This is a genomic window from Marinomonas sp. FW-1, from assembly GCF_005222245.1.
Classification (GTDB): domain Bacteria; phylum Pseudomonadota; class Gammaproteobacteria; order Pseudomonadales; family Marinomonadaceae; genus Marinomonas; species Marinomonas alcarazii.
Genome location: NZ_CP025987.1, coordinates 2780596 through 2802805, shown reverse-complemented (window position 1 = coordinate 2802805; position 22210 = coordinate 2780596). Strand labels below are relative to the sequence as shown.

Here is a 22210-nt window from a genome sequence, read left to right as displayed (position 1 = left end):
GAACAGGCTGGCAGGCGTTTCCTAACAGAGCTGCGCTCAGGTATTATTACCTTAATCAAAAGTGCGAGGAAAAGCGTTTGGAATTACTTAAAGTAGACAACCTTAACCCCTATCTGGATGATCTTGTTGAACTCTTGTGTGATGCTGTGGATTCAGGTGCGCCAATTGGCTTTTTACCACCAATGAGCGAATCGGAAGCAAAGGCGTATTGGCAACTCGTGAACGACGATCTGCAAGCCAATGCTCGACAAGTTTTGCTGGTTCGTGAAGACGACAAAGTCGTTGGAAGTGTACAGATTGCTATGTCTCCAAAAGCGAATGCTCTGCATCGTTGTGATGTGGAAAAGCTGATGGTTCATACGCAAGCACGAGAAAACGGTTTAGGAAGCACCCTTATGCAAGGGGTAGAGCGCGTTGCTGCAGCAATGCAAAGGCAACTGCTAATATTGGAAGTAAGGAGCGATGATATTGCTCACGACATGTATGTCAATATGGGCTATATTCCGTTTGGTGAAGTACCTGGTTACACGCGCAGTGCAAGCGGTATGCTGCATAATGCCACGTTTTTCTACAAAGAAATTGAAACCACTCACGAAGTATTCTCTTAATTTAAACAAAGCCATAGGCGATTCCCTTGAGACTTGATTTTTATATATCCCACGTGACTGAATTGGCACGTAAGGCCGCGAAAATTGCGGCATCAAAAGGCCGTGTTACTGTAAACGGTGAAGTGGTTAAGAAAGCCAATTACACCGTACAAGAAGGGGATAAAGTTTGCCTAGATGACACCCTTTTGGCATGGCCATCTGAAGGGTACTATTTGTTGTATAAGCCAGCTGGCTACGTTTGTGCAACTCAGGATCCTGATCATCCAACGGTGTTGGATCTTTTGCCTTCTCACCTAGGGCAAGAGTTGAAAATTGTTGGTCGTCTAGACAAAGACACAACCGGCTTACTCTTGCTTACTACGGATGGCCAATGGCTACATCGTATTACGTCACCACGTAATGCTTGTAACAAACGCTATCGTATGATGTTAGCGGACCCAATTAGTGACGCAGATTTGAAGCAGTTGGAAGAAGGCGTGATGTTGCATGGCGAATCACAGCCAACGTTACCAGCCGTTGCGGAGCGGATTAGCGAATGCGATATATATCTGACGATCCAAGAAGGTAAATACCATCAGGTGAAACGCATGTTAGCAGCGGTTGGTAATAAAGTAGAAGAGCTTCATCGCGATCAAATCGGTCCACTGATGTTGGATGCCGACCTAGAGGCAGGTGAGTTCCGTCAATTGACTGAAGAAGAAGTCGCTTACTTTTAATAAGAGATAACATAATGAAAGAATTATCGATGGATGAACGCGTCCAGTTGTTAATCGCACCGGATAGTGAGCGTTTAGCGTATTTTATTGAACAAGCAAAAGCCACAGAAGTGGTTTGGAGCCTAAGCAACGAAGAAGGCTTTGTCATGGTTGAAACCGATGAGGGCGATTGCGTGATGGTTTGGCCTGATGCGGAATTTGCTAGTCAGTGGGCGATAGAAGATTGGGATGACTGCGAACCTGTGTCTGTATCCTTGGAGACATTTAAAGCTGAGTGGTTACCAAGCCTTGCCTTAGACAATATTACCGTCGCTGTTTTTCCAAATATTGAAGACGAAGGTAAGTTATCTACAGCACAAGAGTTAACGGATTTATTGGCTTAATACGATAGAAATAACGCCTTTTGCAAAGGCTGCTGGTTGCTTAAAGACAATAATCTCGTCCTAACTGCCCGTTCAAACACGTAAGGGCGGGGACCAAATCTGGCTTGCTCCTCCCCTGATCAAAGGAGAGGTTGGAAGGGGGTTATGTCTTGCTCCAGTGTTGTTTGTAAAAATACAAATAAGGACTCAACTCCCCCATGAGCAAACGTCAAAACCACCGTGAAGAAGTCTTTGTCAAAATCTTAGAGGCCGCTGAAACGGAATTCGGCTTGAAAGGATACAATGGCGCAAGTTTGCAGCATATTGCTGAGCGAGCAGGCTTACCGAAACCCAATATCATTTATTATTTTCAGTCCAAAGCCAATTTATACAAGCAGGTACTTGATCAAACACTGATGGGTTGGAACGACCTATTTGATCGTGCCACCTTAGATGATGATCCGGCTGTGGTCTTAGACAGTTTTATACGAGTGAAACTAAAGCAAAGTTTTGATAATCCAGGTACCTCGCGGTTGTTTGCGATGGAGGTGATTGGCGGTGCATTGCATATTGGCGATTACCTCAAAGAAGAACTTAGGCCTTGGTTTAAATCTCGTACCGAGTTGCTGCAAGGTTGGATGGATGCAGGCAAGATGCGCCAATGCGATCCTGCTAGCGTGATTTATATGATTTGGTCAACGACACAACATTATGCAGACTTTGAAGCGCAGGTTTTGGCACTAAGTGGTATAGAATCACTGGGCGAAGAAGATCTACATCGTATTGGTGATACCGTTAGCGGTATTATTCTAGCGGGTTGTGGCCTTACATTGCCTACTGAAAGCTAAGTTCTATTATTCGGCTGCTTCCCTCAGTTTGTGAATATGTTGTACCAAAGCCCGTAATTTTGCGGGCTTTGCTGGTTTTGCCATGTAGGTAATATTGAGTTGATTACACTGCTCGACCAGTTCGGGGTCTCGTAGTGCTGTGATCAAAACCGCTGGTATGGATTTTCCTGCTCGCGCTCTCAGAGCTTTGATTAGCGACAAGCCGTCTTTATTATCATCAAGGTGATAATCCACTAACAGCAATTCTGCCTCGCCTTCAGCGTCTAACGCATCTTGGAAACGATTAAAGGTTCTACAATCACACTGCCAATGGGTGAGAAGTGTGTTCATCGCCATTAGATTGTTCTTCTCATCGTCGATACACCAAATATAACAATGCGCCAAATTTTCAGTCTCGATGTTTGTTTTTTGTTGTGTTGCTAGGCCGACAATGTGATCACTTTTTGCTAAAGGTATACCAATGCTGAAGCAGCTCCCACGCCCTGGAGTAGAATGAATTTTTGTCGCCAAGCCCAATTGCTTTTGCATACGGCGTACTAATCCTAGCCCTAACCCCATTCCAGGCTCTTGGGTGTTTTCCCAGCGATAGAAATCATCAAATATTTTCTTTTGCTCAGAATCTGGAATACCAACACCGGTGTCCCATACTTGTAGATAGACCACGCCATCTTTAGGGCGGACACTTAAGAGGACTCTACCTTGCTGGGTGTATTTAACGGCATTAGAGACGAAATTTTGGATAATACGACGCAAATAAATGGGGTCTGTGTGAACTCTGAATGGACGTAAACGCGTGGTCAGCTTTAGATTTTTGCTTTCTGCAATGACACCGAATTCGGCGATAATAGGCGCTAAAATATCCTGTAAGCAGCAGTCGATCAGCTTGGGTTGAATGGCGCCTTGGTCCAGCCGAGCGATTTCCAACAAGGTTGAAATAAGGGCTTCTGTCGATTCTAAGGAATCGGATAATTTACCAATAACTTGGCTTGTATCATCAGGTAGTTGGCTGGACTGTAAAATTCCCATGTAAAGTTTGGCTGCGTTTAATGGCTGCAGAATATCGTGGCTAGCAAGAGCAAGGAACTCGGTCTTTGAGGCATTGGCTTTTTCGGCTTCAGCTTTGGCACTAATTAGTGCTTTTTCTGCTTGATTACGACGTTCAATTTCTTGCATCAATTCATTGTTAACGCCTTGCACTTCTTCTGTACGAGCTTCAACGCGCTTTTCTAAATCAATGTTGGCTTCTTTGAGTGCTTGCTGACTTTCAATGTGCTCGGTGACATCCGTAAAACTGGTCACAAAGCCGCCGTCAGGAAGCGGATTACCCACCATTTCGATGACGCGACCACTGGCACGACGGCGTAAAAAGCGGTGTGTTGTGCCTTTTCTTAGATGCTCTAATCGTTTGCTAACCAGCTCTTCAATTTCGCCAACACCGCATTCACCACGCTCAGCATTAAAGCGAATCAGTTCTTCTACAGGCAGTCCGACCTTTAGCATTCCCTCTGGATAGGGGTAAAGCGACAAATAGGTTTTGTTCCAAGCGACTATCCGTAGGTCTTTATCCACCACGCTGATGCCTTGGTCTAAATTATCCATGGAGACAAATAAGAGGTTTTGACTGAACTGAATGGCTTGGGTGGTTTCATCCAGGTAAGTCACCATTTCTTCTACTTTGATTTGTTTATCAACCAAGATGGAATTAATAATGGTGCGCGCTGACGAACCGCCTAATACGCCACCAAGAATTCGTTCGCAATAGTCGACAAATAGACGGTTTGGCGAGGCATTGTTTGGCAGAGTCTGGTTGTAATCTTGTTCGAAACTGGATAAGACTTGCTGGCATTTTTGTTTGCCCAAAAAGGTTTGCAGTAGAACAAAAAAATCACCGTTAGTTGCTTTGCTTTTCGGTTTAAAGAAGCCTTTTTCTAGCTCGGTTGTCGGGCTCACAAAGGCTGTTGCTTGAATGCGGTCAATCAGGCGCTCTGTCGATAATAAAGAGCCGGTAATGTAACCAAAAATGTTAGCAATAAGGCTGATAAAAGCCCCGTAGCTGATCAGCTCAGAACGCGATTGCGCACTGTACAGAGTCCAATCCATGTTGCCAGTGAGAGGCAGCATCATGAGTAACATCCAAGATAAAAACCCGAGTGTTAGCCCCGCATAAACGCCATGGGCATGGGCGCGTTTCCAATATAAACCGCCAAGTACAGCAGGCATAAGTTGCAAAACGAGTGAGAAGGCCAGTATGCCTGTGCTGGCTAATGACTCGGCATTCGCCATGTTCTGGTAGTACAAAAAAGACAAGGCTAAGATCCCAATCATCGCCAAGCGCCGGATCATTAATATTCGACGCCGATAAAGTGGTAATGCTTGTTGCTGAGCGCTGGCGCGCGCCAACATGAGAGGTAAGATCACATCGTTGCTGATCATGATGCTCAGGGCAAAGGCGGCAATAATGATCATGGCTGTTGTGGCTGACATTCCGCCAAGAAAAATCAGCATTTGTAGCGGAAGATTGTCAGAGACTAAGGCGAACTGAATAACGTAGGTGTCTGGATTAACATCGGCGGAAAATAGGCTTTGTCCAGCGATGGCGATGGGTGGAATGATGGCAGCAAAAATCAATAGATAAAGAGGGAATAGCCAGCGTGCAGTATTGGACTGTTTATCATTTTGGTGGTCCACCACCGTGACATGGAATTGACGTGGCAAACAGATGACGGCAGCCGCCGACATAAAGGTTTGCATCAGAAATGGAAATGACAAAAACTGCTCAGGGTTCCATACTCTGAAATCGACATTCTGACGCATTTCATCGAATGAAATTTCTTGCGTCATTAATATAGCGACTAGGCCAACGGCCACAATCGCAATAAGCTTGAATAACGACTCTGTTCCTATGGCGAGCATCATACCTGAGCGATATTCCGTCACTTCAACTTTACGCGTACCAAATAGCATCGCAAATATGCCAATCAGAATCGTTGCGACCAATACGACAAAACCCGTTGATGATTCGTCTTGATTGACAAATAAGGCAAAATTTGACCCGATGGCTTTAAGCTGTAAGGCAATATAAGGAATGATAGCAAGCATACTAATTAGTATGACCAAAGGGGCTGTCATTGGCCGTTTGCCATAACGAGAAGAAATGAAATCTGCAATGGAAGTGATGTTTTGCTTGCGGCTTACTGTGATCATTTTTCGCAGCATTGGGAAGGCAAACAAATATAAAAGAATGGGCCCGAGTAAAATAGGCAGATAGCTCCAACCTGAGCGCGAGGCTTCACCAATCGCTCCGTAGAATGTCCATGCCGTACAATAAATAGCCAGAGAGAGGCTGTAGACCAAGGGATGGCGAGTCAGCTTTTTGGCCGCTGGACTTTCTTTATCGCCCCAAATAGCGATCCAGAATAGGCCTAGAACATAAAGGATAGCTAACAGAATCCAGAAAACAGTCATTTAATTCGATACCTGAATATAGGCTGAAAGATTATGGTTGTATCAATTAAATGTAACACAGCTTCTTAAAGAATCCTCTACGACTAAGGTAGCGTAATGTATGGGAGCATTGTTTCTGATCTAGAAATACTGCTTTTACTCCAACAAGCTCTAATGAATGGCTGACTAATGCTAGAATTAACATTAAGAAATTAACGATATATACCATAAGGCTTGGAGTAAAAAATGAGCACACTTCCTTCATACAAGAGCATCAAAGCGTTCCATGCTCATCTTTATTACCAAGACGAAGCGGGCGTTGAAATCGCTAAACAGGTGGCTGAGCAAGCTAGTGAACTGTTCGATATTCGTGTTGGGCGTTTCCATCAGAAACCCGTTGGCCCACACCCAGTTTGGAGCTGTCAGCTTTCATTCACTGCTGAGACGTTCGGTAAGATCATTCCGTGGTTAATGTTAAATCGTCAGTCATTAGATGTTTTTGTGCATCCGATTACTGGGGATGAGTACGTGGATCATACGCAGGGTGTTAGCTGGTTAGGGAAATCATATGAACTTGATATTTCTCAGTTCATGTCCCCGAGTGAATGAGTTTTTACGTAATCTGATTAGCTGATTTACAAGACTGAAACCTGCGATGGGGCGAAAAAGTTTTATACTTCGCTCGGTTTTTCCATTATGAAAACGCAATCTGTTTTTCAATTGTAGGGAGAGCTTGTTGATTAAATTGTGTTTCAAATTTGATCAGCTTGGCTTTTTTTGTCTTTTTTTTAATTTTTTTGTCTTTTTTTTAATTTTTTTGTCAAACATCCCTTTAAAAATCATCGAACGTACCAAACTTCTACGCTTACATGGTAGTTATTGGGCTTATGGGACGTTATCATAATGCTACAAACTATTGTTTGGGTTCGTGTTGTGGCGGTGTAACGCTTATTGTTGAAATGTAAGATTTGCTTGTATCAAGCTCTCGTTCCCTCATTATTAATTATTTACTCATTAGGAGAATACAATGCAAATTACAGAAAACGCCGTTGTTAGCATGCACTACACACTAACTGATGAACAAGGCCAAGAGCTTGACTCTTCTGTTGGTCAAGAGCCTTTAGTGTTCCTAAGTGGCGCGCAAAACATCATTGATGGTCTAGACAAAGCGCTTCAAGGTAAAGTGGCTGGTGACAAGCTTGCCGTTTCTGTTGCGCCTGAAGATGGCTACGGTGCAGTTCATCAAGAATTGATCCAAAAAGTACCAACAGAAAATTTCCAAGGTGTTGATGAGATCCAAGTTGGCATGCAATTTATGGCTCAGACTCCAGGTGGTCAACAGCCAGTAACGGTTATCGCCGTTGAAGAAGATGGCGTTATGCTAGATGGCAACCATCCTCTAGCTGGTAAAACATTGAGCTTTGATGTTGAAATCATCGACGTACGTGCTGCTTCTGAAGAAGAACTAGAGCACGGACATGTTCACGGTGAAGGCGGTCATCACCACTAAGCCTATTTCTTAGAAATAGCAAAGTATCCACTAAGCGACTTCTGACTTGTTTGTCAGAAGTCGCTTTTTTATGGATAAGACACACTGAAGAAGACGTTATCATCGTGTAAATTCTTTGTTACCTTTATTATTGTAATCCGATTGTTTGCTGTTTTCGTAAAGGGTAGATATAAAATCGATTTATATTACGTGACTTAAGGAACGGGATCGCCAATGAAAAAAGCTAAGTTATCTATCGTACTATTGTTTAGCTTTATTTTGAGCGCTTGTTCCTCTTCCTTCGCCTACAACAATCTTGATTGGTTGCTCTATTGGTATGTCGACGACTACATAGATTTATCGTCGGATCAAGAAGCCGCGTTGGACGAGCGTATTGCTTCGTGGCATAGCTGGCATCGTTCGACAGAACTTGAAAAGTATCAAACCCAGCTTCACAACCTAAGAGCCAAACTAGAGTCTGGTGCTCTCACTGAAGAACAATGGTTGAGAGAGTTCGCTGAAGCGCAGCAACATTTAAATCGCTTTCGGACGAAAATTGCGCCAGAGTTGGCTGATATTGCGCAAACATTATCTACAGAGCAAGTAGAAGATTTCTTGTCTGCGTGGCATAAGAAAAGACAAGAACGCCAGTCTGAGTCAGATAAACGAACAGAGTCAGAGCGACTAATGCGCCGAGAAGAGCGCTTAGTTGAATTCATGGAAGATAATGTGGGTAAGCTAAGTGAACAGCAGACAAATATTATCAAGCAATATGTGCCGACATTTATCTCCATATCGACGGAGCAAACTGCTTATCACTCACGCTTACAAAATGCGCTAAGAGACATTTTTTCGAATCGAGATAGCGTTGAGTTTACGCTGCGACTTACCGATCTTATCCGTAACCCAGACCAGTATAAAACCGTTTCATATCAAGCCAGTTTAGATCATAACGCAAGTTTGTATGCGCGTATGTTGGCAGACCTCAATCTTACCTTTACTGAAAAGCAAAAGTTGAAGCTCGATGATGCGCTTGAAGATTGGATTAATTTGATTGAGGATTTGATTTCAGATTAATTCTATAACGGATAAAAAACCATGGCGGATGCCTTTATCACACTCAAACAAGATATTTTGCGCTGTCAGCATTGTGCGGACGTTTTACCTTATCCCCCTAAACCCATTTTACAAATCCACCCGGATGCTAGGCTTTTAATTGCCGGGCAAGCACCAGGTCAAAAGACCCATGATATTGGTCGTCCCTTTGATGATTTAAGTGGCGAGCGCTTACGAGATTGGCTAGGGCTATCTGCTGATGAATTTTACGATGAGCAGCAAGTGGCGATTGTTCCTATGGGCTTTTGCTTTCCAGGCAATAGTGTCCATAAAAGTGGCCCGTCAGCAGGAAAGAAATCTGGTGATTTACCACCACGCCCTGAATGCGCAGGTAAATGGCGAGAGGCTGTACTAAGCCAGCTGACGAATATTGAACTTACGATTATTCTTGGCGCTTATGCGCAAACGTATCATTTAGGTCAGTCCGGAAACGTGACAGAACAGGTGAGGCAGTGGCGTTATTGGCTGGAGCAAGGCAAGTTGGTATTGCCTCACCCAAGCCCAAGGAATAATCGCTGGCTCAAGCAAAACTCTTGGTTTGAAGCAGAGGTTTTACCAGAGCTAAAATCGCGAGTTAACGCTTTACGTCAGTCGTCCTCGTCATGAGGTAATGTTCTATGCCATCTTCCATGTAAGGTTCGGAGACTGTGGTAAACCCGTGAGATTGGTAAAAGCGTTCAAGATGAGATTGAGCGCCAATTTTAATCGGGCTGTCTGGCCATAGGTTAAGGGTTTCTTTAACCGCATTTGTCATAAGTACATGGCCGATTTTATCTTTACGGCTTTCCTTTGCAACAACGACTCGACCTATACTGGTGTAGCCAGAGTAAGAAACATCTTTGGCCAGCAGTCGAGCATACGCCACGACTTTATTGTCTTTAAGAGCGTAAAGGTGTCGAGTATCCGGCAGGGTGTCCACATCATCCAAATCGGGAAAAACACAATTTTGCTCAACGACAAAGACATCGATGCGAAGCTTGAGTATCGCATACAAAGTGTGACTGGTTAGTTCATTAAACGGCTGACAGTGCCAGATCATATTGATTCCTATGCGCTTTTCTTAATGAGAGAACTTAATGTGTCTGTGGTTAAGCAAAACGTTTTTCTAAGTATTTAATGATCTCAGAGGATTCGTACAGCCATTCGGTTTTGCCGTCTTGATCTATGCGTAGACATGGCACCTTTATTTTTCCTCCACCTTGTAACAAGTCTTCGCGATGCGGTGAGCCTTCTTGCGCATTGCGCTTTTCAATAGGAAGGTTCAGCTTATATATAGCACGACGTGTTTTAATGCAGAATGGACAAGCAAAAAACTGATAAAGCGCTAAATTGGCAGCTTCGTCATTTACTTGCTGCTGCTTTTCTGGTGATCGCTTGAGCTTTGTTCCTCGTGTTAAAACATCCAGTGTTGCAATGATGAGGCCCAATAAATTTCGGATAAGTTTAATAAATAGTTTCATGCTGCTTTTTGCCCTGTTGAAAGTGGCAATATTCTAACGCTAAAGCGCATAATGGTTAAGTGATAGTCTTATGAGAAGTAAATTGTCTTATTAAATCGTATTTCGACGTATGACGGCGAAAAAGTAAAAGACAGTGTTTATGCAGTTAGAAAAGGATATACAAAGAGAAGGGTGAGCAGGGAAGCGCTTTATGTTTTTATTCTAGCGCCATTTCCTGTTCAAAAAGTCTGTTGGTGTAAGCCAAAATATCTACTTATAAAAGTGGATGCTTACCCAAAAAGGTCGACTTTTTGTTTTATTAAGCGTGTTGAGCTGAAGAAGATACGAACGTCGTTTTCAATTTTAGTACTGCTTTTTTAACCGCTTGAACAGCAGAAGACAAACTAGCAACGATGTATTCAGCGCGTTCAGCACGAGCCATTGCTTCATATTTTTCAGCATCAGTTAAATATGCAGTGTTAACGTTTTCTAGAAGTTCACTAATAGTTTGAGTGTTTTTCATAATCTAATCCTTATGTATCTATGGTTTAAAAGATAGCCAAAACAAACTTTGTTTTGATGCTTATATGGTAGGAACTCTGTGTAAATAAGACAAACGATAAAAAATACAGCCATAGATGAAAAAAACTAAACAATGAGTTTTGGACTGGTTGTCAGCCTATTCCCAGACAGTGATAGGGCTGCTATGTTGTTTGGCTACGCCTAAGGTAATGTGTGATTAATAAAGGCTGTTAATAGCTTTTAATATGGAGATAAAGTGATGGCACCTAGTTTAGATTTAGCGTTTGTTCGCTCTCAGTTCCCAGCGTTTAAAGAGCCTTCTTTGGCTGGTCAGGCTTTTTTTGATAATGCTGGTGGGTCGTATGCCTGCCAAGCTGTGATTGATCATTTGGGTCAATATTATCGAGAGACGAAATTACAGCCTTATCATCTTCATCCAGCGGCGCAAAAAGCCGGAGCTCAGATGGATCTGGCATATGAACGTTTGGCGTCTTATCTAAATGTCGATACCAGTGAGGTGCATCTTGGACCTTCTACGTCTCAGAATACTTATGTGCTGGCGCAAGCCTTTGGCAAAATTTTAAAAGCCGGTGATGAGGTTGTGGTGACTAATCAAGATCATGAAGCCAACATAGGTGTCTGGCGTGCGCTGGAATCTCGTGGTGTTGTGATTAAGGAATGGCAGGTCGATGCCAAGACGGGTTCGTTAGATACTGACGCTTTAGAATCTCTGCTCTCTGAGCGCACCAAGCTTTTAGCTTTCACTCATTGCTCGAATATTGTGGCAGAAGTGAACCCTGTGGCGGAGATTTGTGCACGAGCCAAAGCGGCGAATGTGACAACGGTCGTAGACGGTGTTTCTTTTGCTGGTCACGGTTTGCCAGATGTGGATGCACTTGGCGCTGACATTTATTTATTCTCGCTTTATAAAGCCTACGGAACCCATCTTGGGGCTATGGTGATTCGTGATGCTGTGGCTGACAAACTAGGCAATCAGGCACATTATTTTAACAACGCTTATCGTCAAAAATGGTTTGTTCCAGCAGGGCCAGACCATGCCCAAGTAGCAGCAAGTCGAGGAGTATTGGATTACTTTGATGCGTTGCATGATCACCACTTTGACGAGACAAACTCTGTCAGTGAAAAAGCGCAGCGTGTGCGAGCTTTGATGCATGAAGCCGAACAATCGCTTTTGGCAACGTTATTGCGCTATGTTGATCACCATCCGAAGCTTCGATTGCTTGGAACGGCCGATCCTGCCAAGAAAGCGGCAACAGTGTCTGTTATTCCGATAGGTCAAACGCCTCAGCAATTTGCCCAGAAGCTTGTTGATCAGGGGATTATTTGTGGGGCGGGGCATTTCTACGCAGTGCGCTTGTTAGACGCCATGGGGGTAGATCCAGATACCGGTGTGGTTCGCTTATCATTTGTTCATTACACAAGTGAAGAAGAGATGAATCAGTTGATTGAGGCTTTAGACAAAGCGCTTGCATAACTATTGAGAAAGGCAGACATAATGTCTGCCGTATCGCAGGTTCAGTTCTGGTTATTTTTTTGATGACTCTGGCCAAGATTCATAGTGAATCGCAGAGCTAGCGTCTCGTCTTGGTAGCCAGCCCGCTCTTTCTAGGTCTGGTGTGTCATGAAATTCTTCCACATAGCCCACGCATAAATAGGCAATGATATCGATGGATTCAGGTATGTTAAGCGTGTCTCGTATGACTTTGTCATGAACAATACTAACCCAACCAACACCCAGATTTTCTGCTCTCGCGGCTAACCATAGGTTTTGCACAGCGCAAACCGAACTGAATAAATCCATTTCTGGTTTGGCGGTTCGTCCTAACACAACGGAACCTGTTCGGCTTCGGTCGCAGGTTACACAAATACCCAGTGGCGCTTCTTCAATACCTTCTAGTTTGAAGCTTTTGTATTGTTCTTTGCGCTCACCTTCAAACAGTTCAGCTGCTTCTGCGTGCGCTTGTAAGAAGCCTTGTTTGATTTGTGTTTTGGATTCGCGCTTGGAGACAAGAATGAAGTCCCAAGGCTGCATAAAACCAACACTTGGAGCATGGTGAGCTGCGAGTAACACGCGTTCTAACACATCGTGTGGTATGGGGTCGGGTTTAAATTCTCGACGGACATCACGACGAGAAAAAATGGTTTTGTAAACCGCGTCACGCTCTTCTGGAGAGATGTTCATAATGATCGACTTTTGGCATTGTAAAAGCCGACATTATGAGGTGTGGAGTGTATTTAAGCCAATGAGTAAAACTCGAGTTAATGTGTGCGTTATGCATTTATGCTTGGTTGTCACAAACGGCTTTTAGTAATAGGTTGTCGCTTTCAATAGGGTGCCATGTTGGCTGAGATTCCGCGTTTGAGCTATTTGATGCACTGAACGATTGAGTGAAATCGGCTCTGGCGCCTTGCAAGCAATCGATAATTTGTGGCACACGCTTCGCCATGTGACGACGCTCAAAAAAGTACAAATCGACTAACACAAGGTTAGGGTCAATTTTGTTCTTTGCTGAGTTTGCGACATCAGCCGCGATAAAACGCATTGTTTGTGGGAAAACATAACTCCAAGGGCGCCATGGCGCTTCCTCTTGAACTGTTTTCACAACGACAACGCCTTCAGGTAGCAGGCTGGCTTGATGTTCATACCAGTCGTATTCACCCTGAATTTGGAAGCCAAGCATGGCAACGCCAGCAAACACAGGAACCAGCCATTTAGGGGCAGTTTGCTTGGTTATTTTTCTTAACAACAGAGCAATACCAGCGCCGCCAATACCTGCAAAAACGGTAGCAATAAGTTCCCAAAACATAAGTATTCTCTTTTTGAATTTGTGTGGATTCTTATTATAGGGAAAGTGGGCCTCACAAAGAAGTGAGGCCCACTTGATAGCAAGTGCTGTGTTTAAACCTTAATGGTCAATTGCACCGCCAGCACCTTGAGGGTAACGAACGCTTTCAACAAGGTCTTGGATTTCTTTTGGTGGTGGTGCTGTCATTGAAGAGACAGTGAACGCAACCACAAAGTTAATGAGCGCACCAATGGCACCGAATGACAATGGTGAAATACCGAACAACCAGTTGTCTGGCGTGTTGGCGAAAGACGCCGTACCTGGAATGAAGAACCAACCAAGGAATAGGAAGATATAAACCAAGGTAGCAATCAAGCCAGCTAGCATGCCCGCAACTGCACCAGTACTGTTTACGCGTTTAGAGAAGATACCCATCATAAGCGCTGGGAAGATAGACGCTGCGGCGATACCGAATGCCAGTGCTACTACCTGCGCTGCGAATCCGGGTGGATTCATACCTAGATAGGTTGCAACGATTATGGCGACAAACATCGATATCCTGGCGACCAGTAGTTCGCCCTTATCACTGATGTTTGGATTGATTGAGCCTTTTATTAAGTCATGACTTACTGCGGATGAAATGGCCAATAGTAAACCTGCAGCTGTCGACAAGGCGGCAGCAAGACCACCAGCGGCGATCAGACCAATAACCCAACCAGGTAAGTTGGCGATCTCTGGGTTTGCCAATACAAGAATGTCTCGGTTAACCACAAGCTCGTTGCCTTCCCAACCACGTGCTGTTGCTTCTTCTTGGAAAGCAGGCACATCGTTGTAGAATTGAACACGACCGTCACCATTTTTATCTTCAAACTTGATCAATCCAGTGGTTTCCCAAGTTTGTACCCAATCAGGACGCTCAGCGTACTCAATTGGGGCTTCTGTTGGGCCAGAAGGATAGATAGTGGTCATTAGGTTCAAGCGAGCCATAGACGCAACAGCAGGAGCTGTTAGGTACAATAAGGCAATGAATACTAATGCCCAGCCAGCAGACCAACGAGCGTCAGCTACTTTAGGCACTGTGAAGAAACGAATGATAACGTGTGGCAGACCTGCAGTACCTATCATCAAGGATAAGGTAAACAGAACCATGTTCAGTTTGTTGTCTACATCCGCTGTGTAATCGGTAAAGCCAAGTTCGCGAACCACTTCATCCAATTTTTGTAACAGTGGAATACCAGATTCAGTATGGTTAGAGAAAAGGCCGATAGCAGGAATAAACGTATCTGTCAGCTGTAAGGAGATGAAAACAGCTGGGATAGTGTAGGCAATGATCAATACAACGTACTGTGCAACCTGAGTATAAGTGATACCTTTCATACCACCCAATACTGCATAGAAGAATACAACAATAGCTGCAATGATAAGACCAGTGTTGTTATCGACTTCTAGGAAGCGTGAGAAGGCAACCCCCGCACCAGTCATTTGACCGATAACGTACGTAACAGAAGCAATGATCAAACAGGCAACGGCAACTAAACGCGCCGTGTTGCTGTAGAAGCGATCACCAATGAAATCTGGCACGGTAAATTTACCAAACTTACGTAAGTAAGGGGCTAAGAGCATTGCAAGCAATACGTAACCACCAGTCCAACCCATCAAATAGGTTGAGTTAGCGTAACCACCTGCGGCGATTAAGCCGGCCATAGAGATAAAGGAGGCTGCTGACATCCAGTCTGCTGCCGTTGCCATACCGTTTAAAACCGGATGTACACCGCCACCTGCGACATAGAATTCTTTTGTTGAGCCAGCGCGAGCCCAGATAGCGATACCGAAGTAAAGCGCAAAGGAGCCACCGACGAAAAGCAAATTTATAGTAAACTGATCCATGCGACTTACTCCTGAAGGCCAAATTCTTCATCAAGCTTGTTCATTCTCCAAGCGTAGAAGAAAGTCAAAACGATGAATACAAGAATGGAACCTTGCTGAGCGAACCAGAAGCCTAAATCAGCGCCTCCGATCATGATGCCTGAGAGCATGGGACGAAGTAGGATAGCGCAGCCATATGAGGCTAGCGCCCAAACCACCAAGCTGCCTAGTATCAGCCTTAGGTTTGCTTGCCAGTATTTTTCTGCATTATTGTTATGATCTGACATGGTAGATCTCCTTATAATTATTTTTATACGCCTTGTTAATTTAGCAGGCAGTCGATGGATAAGAAGTCAGACTTTAGTCGCATAGTGTGATTTTATATTGGAAGTGCTCTATACGAGATTCGTGCGAGAGAGCCTTAAAAAAGGAAAGAAAAACGTTGAATACAGAAATTAAGCAGAAGATTCTCTCGGTATGTGCTGACAAAATCAAACAAAAAGGCGACGGTGTTCAAGTCTCTTTTTATGCATTTTTTGCGAATAAAAACCATGACCCTATTACTTTAATGGCGGTTGCGCGCTGGTGGATAGAAGAGCATCAACTAAATCACTTTGAAAAAGCCACTAAGATCTACGCCATGGTAGCCTCATTAGATGATACTTCGGCTTTCCAGTCATCGCCCATCGTCCAGCATAATGGCTTTAACCATCTGACCTTAAGTGTGTCTAATCTTGACGCATCAATTGAATTTTATTGTGGTCTGCTAGGGTTTAAGGGAGAGGTGCGCTGGAAAACCGGTGCGTATTTGTCATATCAAAATTGTTGGCTGTGTTTAACCTTGGGCGACGTTAAGCCTTGTCAGGATTACACGCATTTTGCGTTTACTTATGATTCAGACGCTATGACTCAAATTCAACTAAAAACGGCTTTTCAGGCTGTGAGACAGTGGCAATCTAACAGCAGCGAAGGCGATTCCTTGTACATTAAAGACCCAGACGGTCATAAATTAGAATTGCATTCTGGTTCCCTTGCTACGCGTCTTGATTCTTTAAAAGTTAAACCCTATGACGGATTGGAGTGGCTAAATTAAATCTGTACCATGTTAGTCCGATCAAACAGCGAAAGACTTGTTTAGGAGACAAAGGGTGATTCAAGCAATTTTCGTATCGAAAAAGTCTAAACAATCTCAGATGGGAATTGATGCCGTCAAAGTGGACGCTGGTAAAGGTATCGTAGGCGACAGGTATTATGGGAAAAAGGGCTTAGATGGCCCAAATATCACCTTTGTTGAAAGCGAAGAGATTGCGGCGTTTAACGCTAATTTTGGGCAGAGTATTAGTCTTTCAGCGACCAGAAGAAACATTGTTACCCAAGGCGTGCGACTGAACCAGTTAGTTGGACAAGAATTCTCTATTGGCGATGTCCGCTTCTATGGTGTCGAATTGTGTGAGCCCTGTGACTCATTAGGAAAATCATTGGCGAATGACTCTATCTCTTCACCACAAGTAGTGAGAGCTTGGCTACACCGTGGTGGTTTAAGAGCCAATGTGTTGAGCACAGGTATCTTACGAACTGGAATGCAGTTTAATTTGATCCAGAAAAGCGCTAAATAGCCCTTTTCTGGATCCTTCCATTAATGATCTTCGGTCCGTTCTGGTTAGGCAAAATCCTCAGCCAATACAAAACGCTTAATATCACTAAACTCTTGATTGAAGGGTTGTGGTTGCGGAGTGTATTTTCCTGCCAAGCAATTTTGAACTATCTCTTCTGCTTGGGTTAGGTAGTGACTTCTGTCTGGTGTCGAGCTTGGCTTTTGTTGCGCTGTTGGTTGCTGCCAAAGCAAGTTTGCAAGTGATTTAGGCGTGTTTGACTGCCCTTGGAAGCGCCATAAGTCTGAAGTCTGATCATAAGCGTAATACGGTAAGAGAGTTGTGCCGTGTTTTGCCACAAAACTGATTGCATCCAGAATAAATACCGCTTCCGCATCGTCTAAGAAATAGTTCAAGTTGAAGCGAACCCAACCTGGTTTTACTAGCTTCTCGCCTTTTTTCAATGCCAGCTGAATGCGCTCTGATTCCGTTTTGTCTATGCCTAAAAGCTGGTGCCCATAGGGTCCAGCGCAGGAACAACCGCCGCGGACTTGAATACCAAATAAGTCATTTAATAACGCGGTGACAAATCCATGGTGTAAATAGCCTAATTCGGTTTTGATGCGAAACGCGGTAATGGATAAGCGTGCGGCATCAGCGTGTCCAAGACGTTCGATGTTCGGGTGATTATGCCAATGTTTGTCGATCAATTGCACAAGCTCGTGCTCGCGTGCTTCGATGATTTTTTCGCCAACGGCTTGTTTCAGCTGGAACACTAATCCAGCACGAATAGATTCAATGATGCTTGGAGTGCCGCCTTCTTCTCTACGTTCACCAACAGGCAAGAAGGTATGATCTTCTGGGGTCACAAAAGATACGGTGCCACCGCCAACATGACTGGGTGTTTGATTGGCGATAATGGCTTTTTTGACGACGAGAATTCCCGGCGTGCCAGGACCACCGATAAATTTATGGGTGGAAAAAAACATGGCATCTTTGGCAAGGGTTGGGTCTGAACTTGGATTCATATCCAGCGTGACGTAAGGTGCAGCAGCCGCGAAGTCCCAAAAAGCCAAGGCGTTATAACGATGTAGCAAGGCTGTGATGGCATCTTGGTCACACAAAATTCCAGTGACGTTCGATGCGGCACTGAAGCTACCAATAAGGCGCTTATTCTTGTTTGCCTGTAATTGCTTTTCTAAGGTGACTAAGCATACATCGCCACTTTCTGATTCGGGAATTCGAATCACTTCAATTCCTAACTCTCTCCAAGGTAATTCGTTGGAGTGATGTTCATAAGGCCCAATGAATACTGTCGTCTGGGACTTTTCTTCCGTGCTAAGTTTGCGTAAGCCTAATTGGCTAATTAAGGTATTGATCGCGCTGGTGGCACCGCTGCCGCAGAATACGACTAAGTCCTCTGTTGATGCATTGACGGCTTCTCGTATTTGTTGGCGAGCTTGTTCACGAAACGTGGTTGTCTGTTGGCCGGTGGCATTGGCTTCGGTATGCGTGTTGGCATAAAGCGGCAGCACATGTTGACGAATGGCGTCCTCAATAAAATCTAGGCTACGACCCGATGCTGTGTAGTCGGCGTAGGTGAGGGTTCTTGCGCCAAATGGTGTATCAATTTGCGTGTCCTTGCCTATGATGCCGTCGCGAATACGGGCAAGTAGAACCTCTTCATTAGACAGCTCTTTTGTGTTTGGTTTGACGCTTTTTTCTGCGACAGCAATAGACATGGCGGTTTCCTTTTCTTGGCTTACCGCATTAATCAATCTACTGCCGTTCACTCTGTTGGACTAGGTAAGGGCAACTGAGTTGTCCACTTGATCTGTTCCATAGCGAAGTTAGAGGTGACGTCGGTTAATGCGGTGGCACTAATTAATCGTTTATAAAATTTGTCATACGCAGGGATGTCTTTGACCAGCACTCGCAATAAATAATCGTACTCCCCAGCCATGCGGTAAAACTCCACGACTTCAGGGAATTGCGCCACAACGTGAGCAAATTCTTCTGCCCAGTTTGCATCGTGCTGATTGGTTTTCACTTGTACAAAAACGGACACGCCAAGGCCAAGTTTATCTGCGTCTAACAGAGCGACACGGCGCTTGATAAAGCCTGCATTTTCTAGCTTTTGAACCCGTCGCCAGCAAGGGGTTTTGGATAAGCCAACTTGCTGGGCCATAGACTCTGTGGAAATACTATCATTACTTTGAATTAAGGCAAGTAGTTGCAAATCTATGTCATCTAAGTGCATTTTGTTCTCTTTTTATTGGTTTTTTTAGAAATATATTTCTAATTGTCGTGTTTTTTCTTCTCTTCTGCAATCTCATTCTTGCATTGTGCTGAATAGTGGAATTGCGTTTTTTATTTGGCGCGAAAAAATGGCGTTTAAATGCCAATTATTTAAGGGGAAAGTAAATAAAACGGGGCTAAGTGCAAAAAAATAGCAATGCAAGGTTTGTGTGGAATGTTCTCTGGGCTTTGTAGTCTCAACATTGCGTTAAACAATGTTGTAGGGATTTCCATTTAAGGATAGGTATGAAAGTGATGAATGTTATTGGTGGTGTTGGTTTAGCTTTAGTATCAGGTTTGGCCTTTGCCGCGAACCAAGGGGCTGTGTCAGATGAAGAAATTCTAAGACAGCGCCAAGCCTTACAGAAAAACACAGCAGGGTTGAATGTAGGGCCACAATCTCCACGGGATATTGATAGGATCTTTGGTCGTAACCTACAAACGTTCGCGCCAGCGCCAGCATCGAACAAGATGAATCTGTGTAATATTCATTTTCACAAAAATGCCGAGCACAAGGGCGGAGAGTTTACTCAGTATGCTGGCAATGGCGATGGAAAAGGGTTTCAAACAGGTTATGTCTATTCGGGTAAGTTAAGCCAAAGAGAATTGGAACCTGTTAAAGCTGGCGCGATTTGTAAAGGGAAGCATAGTGAGCTTTTTCCCGGTGATACTATCGAAGTGCACTATGTGTATTCCAGTGCTGAAGTTGAACCTGGACCAACTTTATCCGCCTGTGTTGTGAAGGGTGAAGCCATGCCACAGTTGCGAGTAGAGGCTCAAGTGTATGTCGTGGTTAATGATGATAAGGCATTAAATTTTAATACTTTGGCATCTCATGATGTAAGAGATGGCTTGTATCAAGCAACGGGGATTCCTAGTGATACTGGTGATCCTGTTACTTATGCAGGCTCCACAACAGGCCCAGACTACAATGAAAAAGCCTCACCTTTTGAAGTGACATGGAATGTTCGACCCAGAGTGACGAAGGTTGATATTCATTCAGTAGGGGACTGGTGCGATAGCGAAAACATCTATAAAGAAGATCACGCTCATGGTGTGAGAAATCTAATAACCAATCCAGATTTGTTGTCAAAGATTGATTAAATGTCATTTTAGAAATGAAAAACTGGGCAGAATAATATTTATTCTGCCCAGTTTTATTCCGTTTATGGAAGCTTAACAGATTGAATGTTAATTGCTTTTAATATTGGTACAGAAGAATGCTGTGTTGTATTACTTGGTACAACTCTTATATTGAAACTTGTTGTATTACCTTGCCCCATTTGAGTGAAAGCCTGCAACTTTTTATGAAGTGGCACTTGAAAAACTGTGTCATGTGACATATTCATGTGTTTCATCTTAGGGCCAAAGAAGGCAATAGTTCCAGCGTAATAAGGACTATCAGCATCTACTTGAGTAATGTGGTCTGGTGCATTTACGATTACATCATATTCTCTTGAGCTTGAGGAATTATTCGACCGTGGTATTACTATTTCAGCAATGAGCTGACTGTTTTCGTTTAAGTGGGATTTTATATCATCATTAGAAATAGCTGCTGTTGCTATATTGTTCTGAACTTTAGCAACCACGGTCGAAATGGTACTTCTGGTAGTATGATTTTTGTAAGGTTTGACAAACTTTTCTCCGAAGCCATCAGCATATTTATAGTGGAATATGTTGGTGCTCAGAAAGTCACCAGCCTCTTTAGGGCCAACGTGCTTGCCGTTACTGTCTACAAAAAACTCAAAGCGTTGCTGAACATAATTAAGTAAATCACTGCCGTTAGGAAGATCTGGAAGTCCATTTGCTTTTTGCTTTCTTGACCACACATCCCATAAACGGTCCATATTCGCGTGATGTAAGAAGAAAATAGGATCAACGGGAGAAAGGAAATTTGTCATATTCCCATATGGGCCTGGATCAGTATGAGATACACCACCGATACAGTTATGCACCTTGTTATGTGGAAAGCCTTCTAGAATTGAGAACTTGGTTGCGCTATTAGGCGACACTGTATGAGATTTTGTTTTAGAACTAGCAAAGCTCATATAGTTATTTTCTTCATAAAATGTAGTGGGTAATACAATACCTGCACCGACAACGAGTGGTGAAACATCAAACCTTGTTTTCGGGTCAAGATAAGGGTTGCCTTTTGACAGAAATCGAGCGCCTAGAGTGTTTACATAAGCCATGTCTCCGGCGATACCTTGGCCGTCATTTATGCCTACAACGCTATTCCATAGATCTTCAAATGTATTGTAACCACGTTCAGCTTGTTGTTTTCTTTGTGACGGGGTAAGAGTTTTCCAATAATTAGAAAGTTCAGGTTTAATAAAGTCTGTAAATACAGCTAAGTTCTCTGTATAGGGTAGATATTCTTTGGCTGTAGGGCTAAGTACACTATCGAACATAGTGGATGGTATTTCAGGAGTTTCTGTCCAGTCCCAAAATGGTAATGTAAAATTGTCGTTACCACTAAACTTCCTGATCGTCTCTTCAAAATAGCCTATGTAGGCACGGTGCCAAACATAAAACCACCAATTTCCATGGGGGCAATCCATCATATGAATAAAGGCGTTCCTAAACCAATTGTTTGGATGGTCTGCTGGCAAACTAAGCATTACCTTGATGCCTTTTATATAACTTTTAAGCATCTCTTGCCCTTCTGGAGTAGTTACATTGTAGCGGACATATTTACTGCTTTCACTGGCAAATACTGGTGGTATTGCAGAGCCAGCTAATGCTGTTGTTGATGCTAAAATAAAATCTCTTCGAGTGATGTTAGTCATTGAATCTTCCTTGAAGTAATTGGTGATTAGTTAGGCTTCCTTGTTGCTTAGATAGCCTGATATAGATGTTAGCAGGGATTTTTAAGCCCACAAGTATTAGTTTAATTGCTCTTAACATAGCTGCTAATTTTTTCTTTCAAATCAGTCTAGTTCACGCCGCTGTAAGATATGTTGGTGTCAAATTGGATAAGGCTTAGGGCTGCCTAATATAACCATCCAGAAAATAGCATATCCTCACGATGGCCATTATCAATCTCTGAGGCCATGACTTTATGCCTATCTTGGTTTGTGTTAATGTTATAACATAACACTAA

At 43.5% G+C, this 22210-nt stretch carries 23 protein-coding genes and 1 pseudogene; 13 read left to right on the top strand and 11 right to left on the bottom strand.

Annotated elements, in window-relative coordinates:
- Positions 1-77 precede the first annotated feature (77 nt).
- The 4 genes from C1X04_RS13000 to C1X04_RS12985 all read left to right on the top strand — a co-directional run bounded on the left by C1X04_RS13000 (position 78) and on the right by C1X04_RS12985 (position 2534).
- Positions 78-608, top strand: a complete 531-nt coding sequence (locus C1X04_RS13000; RefSeq protein WP_110573962.1) for a GNAT family N-acetyltransferase — start codon at positions 78-80, stop codon at positions 606-608.
- A 26-nt stretch (positions 609-634) separates the two neighbouring features.
- Positions 635-1324, top strand: coding sequence for a pseudouridine synthase (locus tag C1X04_RS12995; protein ID WP_137170179.1), 690 nt, complete (start codon positions 635-637; stop codon positions 1322-1324).
- A 14-nt stretch (positions 1325-1338) separates the two neighbouring features.
- Positions 1339-1707 (top strand): DUF2750 domain-containing protein, encoded by a 369-nt coding sequence (locus C1X04_RS12990; protein WP_110573958.1) that lies wholly within the window; start codon positions 1339-1341, stop codon positions 1705-1707.
- A 197-nt stretch (positions 1708-1904) separates the two neighbouring features.
- On the top strand, positions 1905-2534 hold the full coding sequence (locus tag C1X04_RS12985) for a TetR family transcriptional regulator C-terminal domain-containing protein (RefSeq protein ID WP_110573956.1): 630 nt from the start codon (positions 1905-1907) through the stop codon (positions 2532-2534).
- A 6-nt stretch (positions 2535-2540) separates the two neighbouring features.
- On the opposite strand, the gene C1X04_RS12980 is transcribed toward C1X04_RS12985, so the two are convergent.
- On the bottom strand, positions 2541-5999 hold the full coding sequence (locus C1X04_RS12980) for a PAS domain-containing hybrid sensor histidine kinase/response regulator (protein ID WP_110573954.1): 3459 nt from the start codon (positions 5997-5999) through the stop codon (positions 2541-2543).
- A 225-nt stretch (positions 6000-6224) separates the two neighbouring features.
- Here C1X04_RS12980 and C1X04_RS12975 point away from each other — a divergent pair, with 225 nt between their 5' ends.
- The 4 genes from C1X04_RS12975 (at position 6225) to C1X04_RS12960 (ending at position 9189) form a co-directional block, all read left to right on the top strand.
- Positions 6225-6587, top strand: a complete 363-nt coding sequence (locus tag C1X04_RS12975; protein ID WP_137170178.1) for a DOPA 4,5-dioxygenase family protein — start codon at positions 6225-6227, stop codon at positions 6585-6587.
- 418 nt (positions 6588-7005) lie between these two features.
- A complete protein-coding gene (locus tag C1X04_RS12970; protein WP_110573950.1) occupies positions 7006-7488 on the top strand; it encodes a peptidylprolyl isomerase in 483 nt (160 codons plus the stop codon).
- Between the two features lie 213 nt (positions 7489-7701).
- A complete protein-coding gene (locus C1X04_RS12965) occupies positions 7702-8544 on the top strand; it encodes a DUF6279 family lipoprotein (protein WP_137170177.1) in 843 nt (280 codons plus the stop codon).
- Positions 8545-8565: 21 nt separating this feature from the next.
- The gene (locus C1X04_RS12960; RefSeq protein ID WP_137170176.1) at positions 8566-9189 is read left to right on the top strand and encodes a uracil-DNA glycosylase family protein; all 624 of its coding nucleotides are present in this window, start codon (positions 8566-8568) and stop codon (positions 9187-9189) included.
- On the opposite strand, the gene C1X04_RS12955 is transcribed toward C1X04_RS12960, so the two are convergent.
- From C1X04_RS12955 to C1X04_RS12945, 3 genes are all read right to left on the bottom strand, one after another.
- Positions 9158-9622 (bottom strand): GNAT family N-acetyltransferase, encoded by a 465-nt coding sequence (locus C1X04_RS12955; RefSeq protein ID WP_137170175.1) that lies wholly within the window; start codon positions 9620-9622, stop codon positions 9158-9160. The genes C1X04_RS12960 and C1X04_RS12955 overlap by 32 nt on opposite strands.
- Positions 9623-9671: 49 nt before the next feature.
- Complete coding sequence (locus C1X04_RS12950; protein ID WP_110573942.1) at positions 9672-10043, bottom strand: glutathione S-transferase N-terminal domain-containing protein; 372 nt, start codon at positions 10041-10043, stop codon at positions 9672-9674.
- 298 nt (positions 10044-10341) lie between these two features.
- On the bottom strand, positions 10342-10545 hold the full coding sequence (locus C1X04_RS12945; protein WP_110573940.1) for an RSP_7527 family protein: 204 nt from the start codon (positions 10543-10545) through the stop codon (positions 10342-10344).
- Between the two features lie 258 nt (positions 10546-10803).
- Here C1X04_RS12945 and C1X04_RS12940 point away from each other — a divergent pair, with 258 nt between their 5' ends.
- Positions 10804-12039, top strand: a complete 1236-nt coding sequence (locus C1X04_RS12940; protein WP_137170174.1) for an aminotransferase class V-fold PLP-dependent enzyme — start codon at positions 10804-10806, stop codon at positions 12037-12039.
- Between the two features lie 51 nt (positions 12040-12090).
- On the opposite strand, the gene bluB is transcribed toward C1X04_RS12940, so the two are convergent.
- The 4 genes from bluB to C1X04_RS12920 all read right to left on the bottom strand — a co-directional run bounded on the left by bluB (position 12091) and on the right by C1X04_RS12920 (position 15504).
- Positions 12091-12747 carry a 5,6-dimethylbenzimidazole synthase gene (bluB, locus tag C1X04_RS12935; protein ID WP_137170173.1) on the bottom strand — a complete coding sequence of 219 codons (657 nt, stop codon included), beginning with the start codon at positions 12745-12747 and terminating at the stop codon, positions 12091-12093.
- Positions 12748-12844: 97 nt separating this feature from the next.
- Positions 12845-13372 carry a hypothetical protein gene (locus C1X04_RS12930; protein ID WP_110573933.1) on the bottom strand — a complete coding sequence of 176 codons (528 nt, stop codon included), beginning with the start codon at positions 13370-13372 and terminating at the stop codon, positions 12845-12847.
- Between the two features lie 99 nt (positions 13373-13471).
- Positions 13472-15238, bottom strand: coding sequence for a sodium:solute symporter family protein (locus C1X04_RS12925; protein WP_110573931.1), 1767 nt, complete (start codon positions 15236-15238; stop codon positions 13472-13474).
- Positions 15239-15243: 5 nt separating this feature from the next.
- Complete coding sequence (locus tag C1X04_RS12920; protein ID WP_110573929.1) at positions 15244-15504, bottom strand: DUF4212 domain-containing protein; 261 nt, start codon at positions 15502-15504, stop codon at positions 15244-15246.
- A gap of 86 nt (positions 15505-15590) precedes the next feature.
- On the opposite strand from C1X04_RS12920, the pseudogene C1X04_RS18505 reads away from it, so the two are divergent.
- From C1X04_RS18505 to C1X04_RS12910, 3 genes and pseudogenes are all read left to right on the top strand, one after another.
- Positions 15591-15851: pseudogene (locus C1X04_RS18505) on the top strand (DUF6500 family protein); the annotation flags it as partial.
- 6 nt (positions 15852-15857) lie between these two features.
- A complete protein-coding gene (locus C1X04_RS12915; RefSeq protein ID WP_137170774.1) occupies positions 15858-16310 on the top strand; it encodes a VOC family protein in 453 nt (150 codons plus the stop codon).
- Positions 16311-16365: 55 nt separating this feature from the next.
- The gene (locus tag C1X04_RS12910) at positions 16366-16833 is read left to right on the top strand and encodes an MOSC domain-containing protein (RefSeq protein WP_137170172.1); all 468 of its coding nucleotides are present in this window, start codon (positions 16366-16368) and stop codon (positions 16831-16833) included.
- Positions 16834-16877: 44 nt separating this feature from the next.
- Here C1X04_RS12910 and C1X04_RS12905 read toward each other — a convergent pair whose 3' ends face one another.
- Together C1X04_RS12905 and C1X04_RS12900 are read right to left on the bottom strand one after the other, a co-directional pair.
- Entirely contained in the window at positions 16878-18551 is a 1674-nt protein-coding gene (locus C1X04_RS12905) for an aminotransferase class V-fold PLP-dependent enzyme (protein ID WP_137170171.1), read from the bottom strand.
- 47 nt (positions 18552-18598) lie between these two features.
- A complete protein-coding gene (locus tag C1X04_RS12900; RefSeq protein WP_137170170.1) occupies positions 18599-19069 on the bottom strand; it encodes an Lrp/AsnC family transcriptional regulator in 471 nt (156 codons plus the stop codon).
- 284 nt (positions 19070-19353) lie between these two features.
- Between C1X04_RS12900 and C1X04_RS12895 the strand changes: the two genes are divergently transcribed.
- On the top strand, positions 19354-20211 hold the full coding sequence (locus C1X04_RS12895; RefSeq protein WP_175404944.1) for a delta-class carbonic anhydrase: 858 nt from the start codon (positions 19354-19356) through the stop codon (positions 20209-20211).
- A 62-nt stretch (positions 20212-20273) separates the two neighbouring features.
- Here C1X04_RS12895 and C1X04_RS12890 read toward each other — a convergent pair whose 3' ends face one another.
- Positions 20274-21896 (bottom strand): tyrosinase family protein, encoded by a 1623-nt coding sequence (locus tag C1X04_RS12890; RefSeq protein WP_137170169.1) that lies wholly within the window; start codon positions 21894-21896, stop codon positions 20274-20276.
- Positions 21897-22210 lie beyond the last annotated feature (314 nt).

Bases quoted from the DNA above. Each gene is read 5' to 3' on its own strand.
- C1X04_RS12925 (WP_110573931.1), bottom strand. From the start codon at position 15,238: ATGGATCAGTTTACTATAAATTTGCTTTTCGTCGGTGGCTCCTTTGCG.
- C1X04_RS12890 (WP_137170169.1), bottom strand. From the start codon at position 21,896: ATGACTAACATCACTCGAAGAGATTTTATTTTAGCATCAACAACAGCA.
- C1X04_RS12975 (WP_137170178.1), top strand. From the start codon at position 6,225: ATGAGCACACTTCCTTCATACAAGAGCATCAAAGCGTTCCATGCTCAT.
- C1X04_RS12955 (WP_137170175.1), bottom strand. From the start codon at position 9,622: ATGATCTGGCACTGTCAGCCGTTTAATGAACTAACCAGTCACACTTTG.
- C1X04_RS12920 (WP_110573929.1), bottom strand. From the start codon at position 15,504: ATGTCAGATCATAACAATAATGCAGAAAAATACTGGCAAGCAAACCTA.
- C1X04_RS12895 (WP_175404944.1), top strand. From the start codon at position 19,354: ATGAAAGTGATGAATGTTATTGGTGGTGTTGGTTTAGCTTTAGTATCA.
- C1X04_RS12950 (WP_110573942.1), bottom strand. From the start codon at position 10,043: ATGAAACTATTTATTAAACTTATCCGAAATTTATTGGGCCTCATCATT.
- bluB (WP_137170173.1), bottom strand. From the start codon at position 12,747: ATGAACATCTCTCCAGAAGAGCGTGACGCGGTTTACAAAACCATTTTT.
- C1X04_RS12905 (WP_137170171.1), bottom strand. From the start codon at position 18,551: ATGTCTATTGCTGTCGCAGAAAAAAGCGTCAAACCAAACACAAAAGAG.
- C1X04_RS12970 (WP_110573950.1), top strand. From the start codon at position 7,006: ATGCAAATTACAGAAAACGCCGTTGTTAGCATGCACTACACACTAACT.
- C1X04_RS12940 (WP_137170174.1), top strand. From the start codon at position 10,804: ATGGCACCTAGTTTAGATTTAGCGTTTGTTCGCTCTCAGTTCCCAGCG.
- C1X04_RS12965 (WP_137170177.1), top strand. From the start codon at position 7,702: ATGAAAAAAGCTAAGTTATCTATCGTACTATTGTTTAGCTTTATTTTG.
- C1X04_RS12900 (WP_137170170.1), bottom strand. From the start codon at position 19,069: ATGCACTTAGATGACATAGATTTGCAACTACTTGCCTTAATTCAAAGT.
- C1X04_RS12980 (WP_110573954.1), bottom strand. From the start codon at position 5,999: ATGACTGTTTTCTGGATTCTGTTAGCTATCCTTTATGTTCTAGGCCTA.
- C1X04_RS12915 (WP_137170774.1), top strand. From the start codon at position 15,858: ATGGTAGCCTCATTAGATGATACTTCGGCTTTCCAGTCATCGCCCATC.
- C1X04_RS12945 (WP_110573940.1), bottom strand. From the start codon at position 10,545: ATGAAAAACACTCAAACTATTAGTGAACTTCTAGAAAACGTTAACACT.
- C1X04_RS12985 (WP_110573956.1), top strand. From the start codon at position 1,905: ATGAGCAAACGTCAAAACCACCGTGAAGAAGTCTTTGTCAAAATCTTA.
- C1X04_RS12990 (WP_110573958.1), top strand. From the start codon at position 1,339: ATGAAAGAATTATCGATGGATGAACGCGTCCAGTTGTTAATCGCACCG.
- C1X04_RS12960 (WP_137170176.1), top strand. From the start codon at position 8,566: ATGGCGGATGCCTTTATCACACTCAAACAAGATATTTTGCGCTGTCAG.
- C1X04_RS12930 (WP_110573933.1), bottom strand. From the start codon at position 13,372: ATGTTTTGGGAACTTATTGCTACCGTTTTTGCAGGTATTGGCGGCGCT.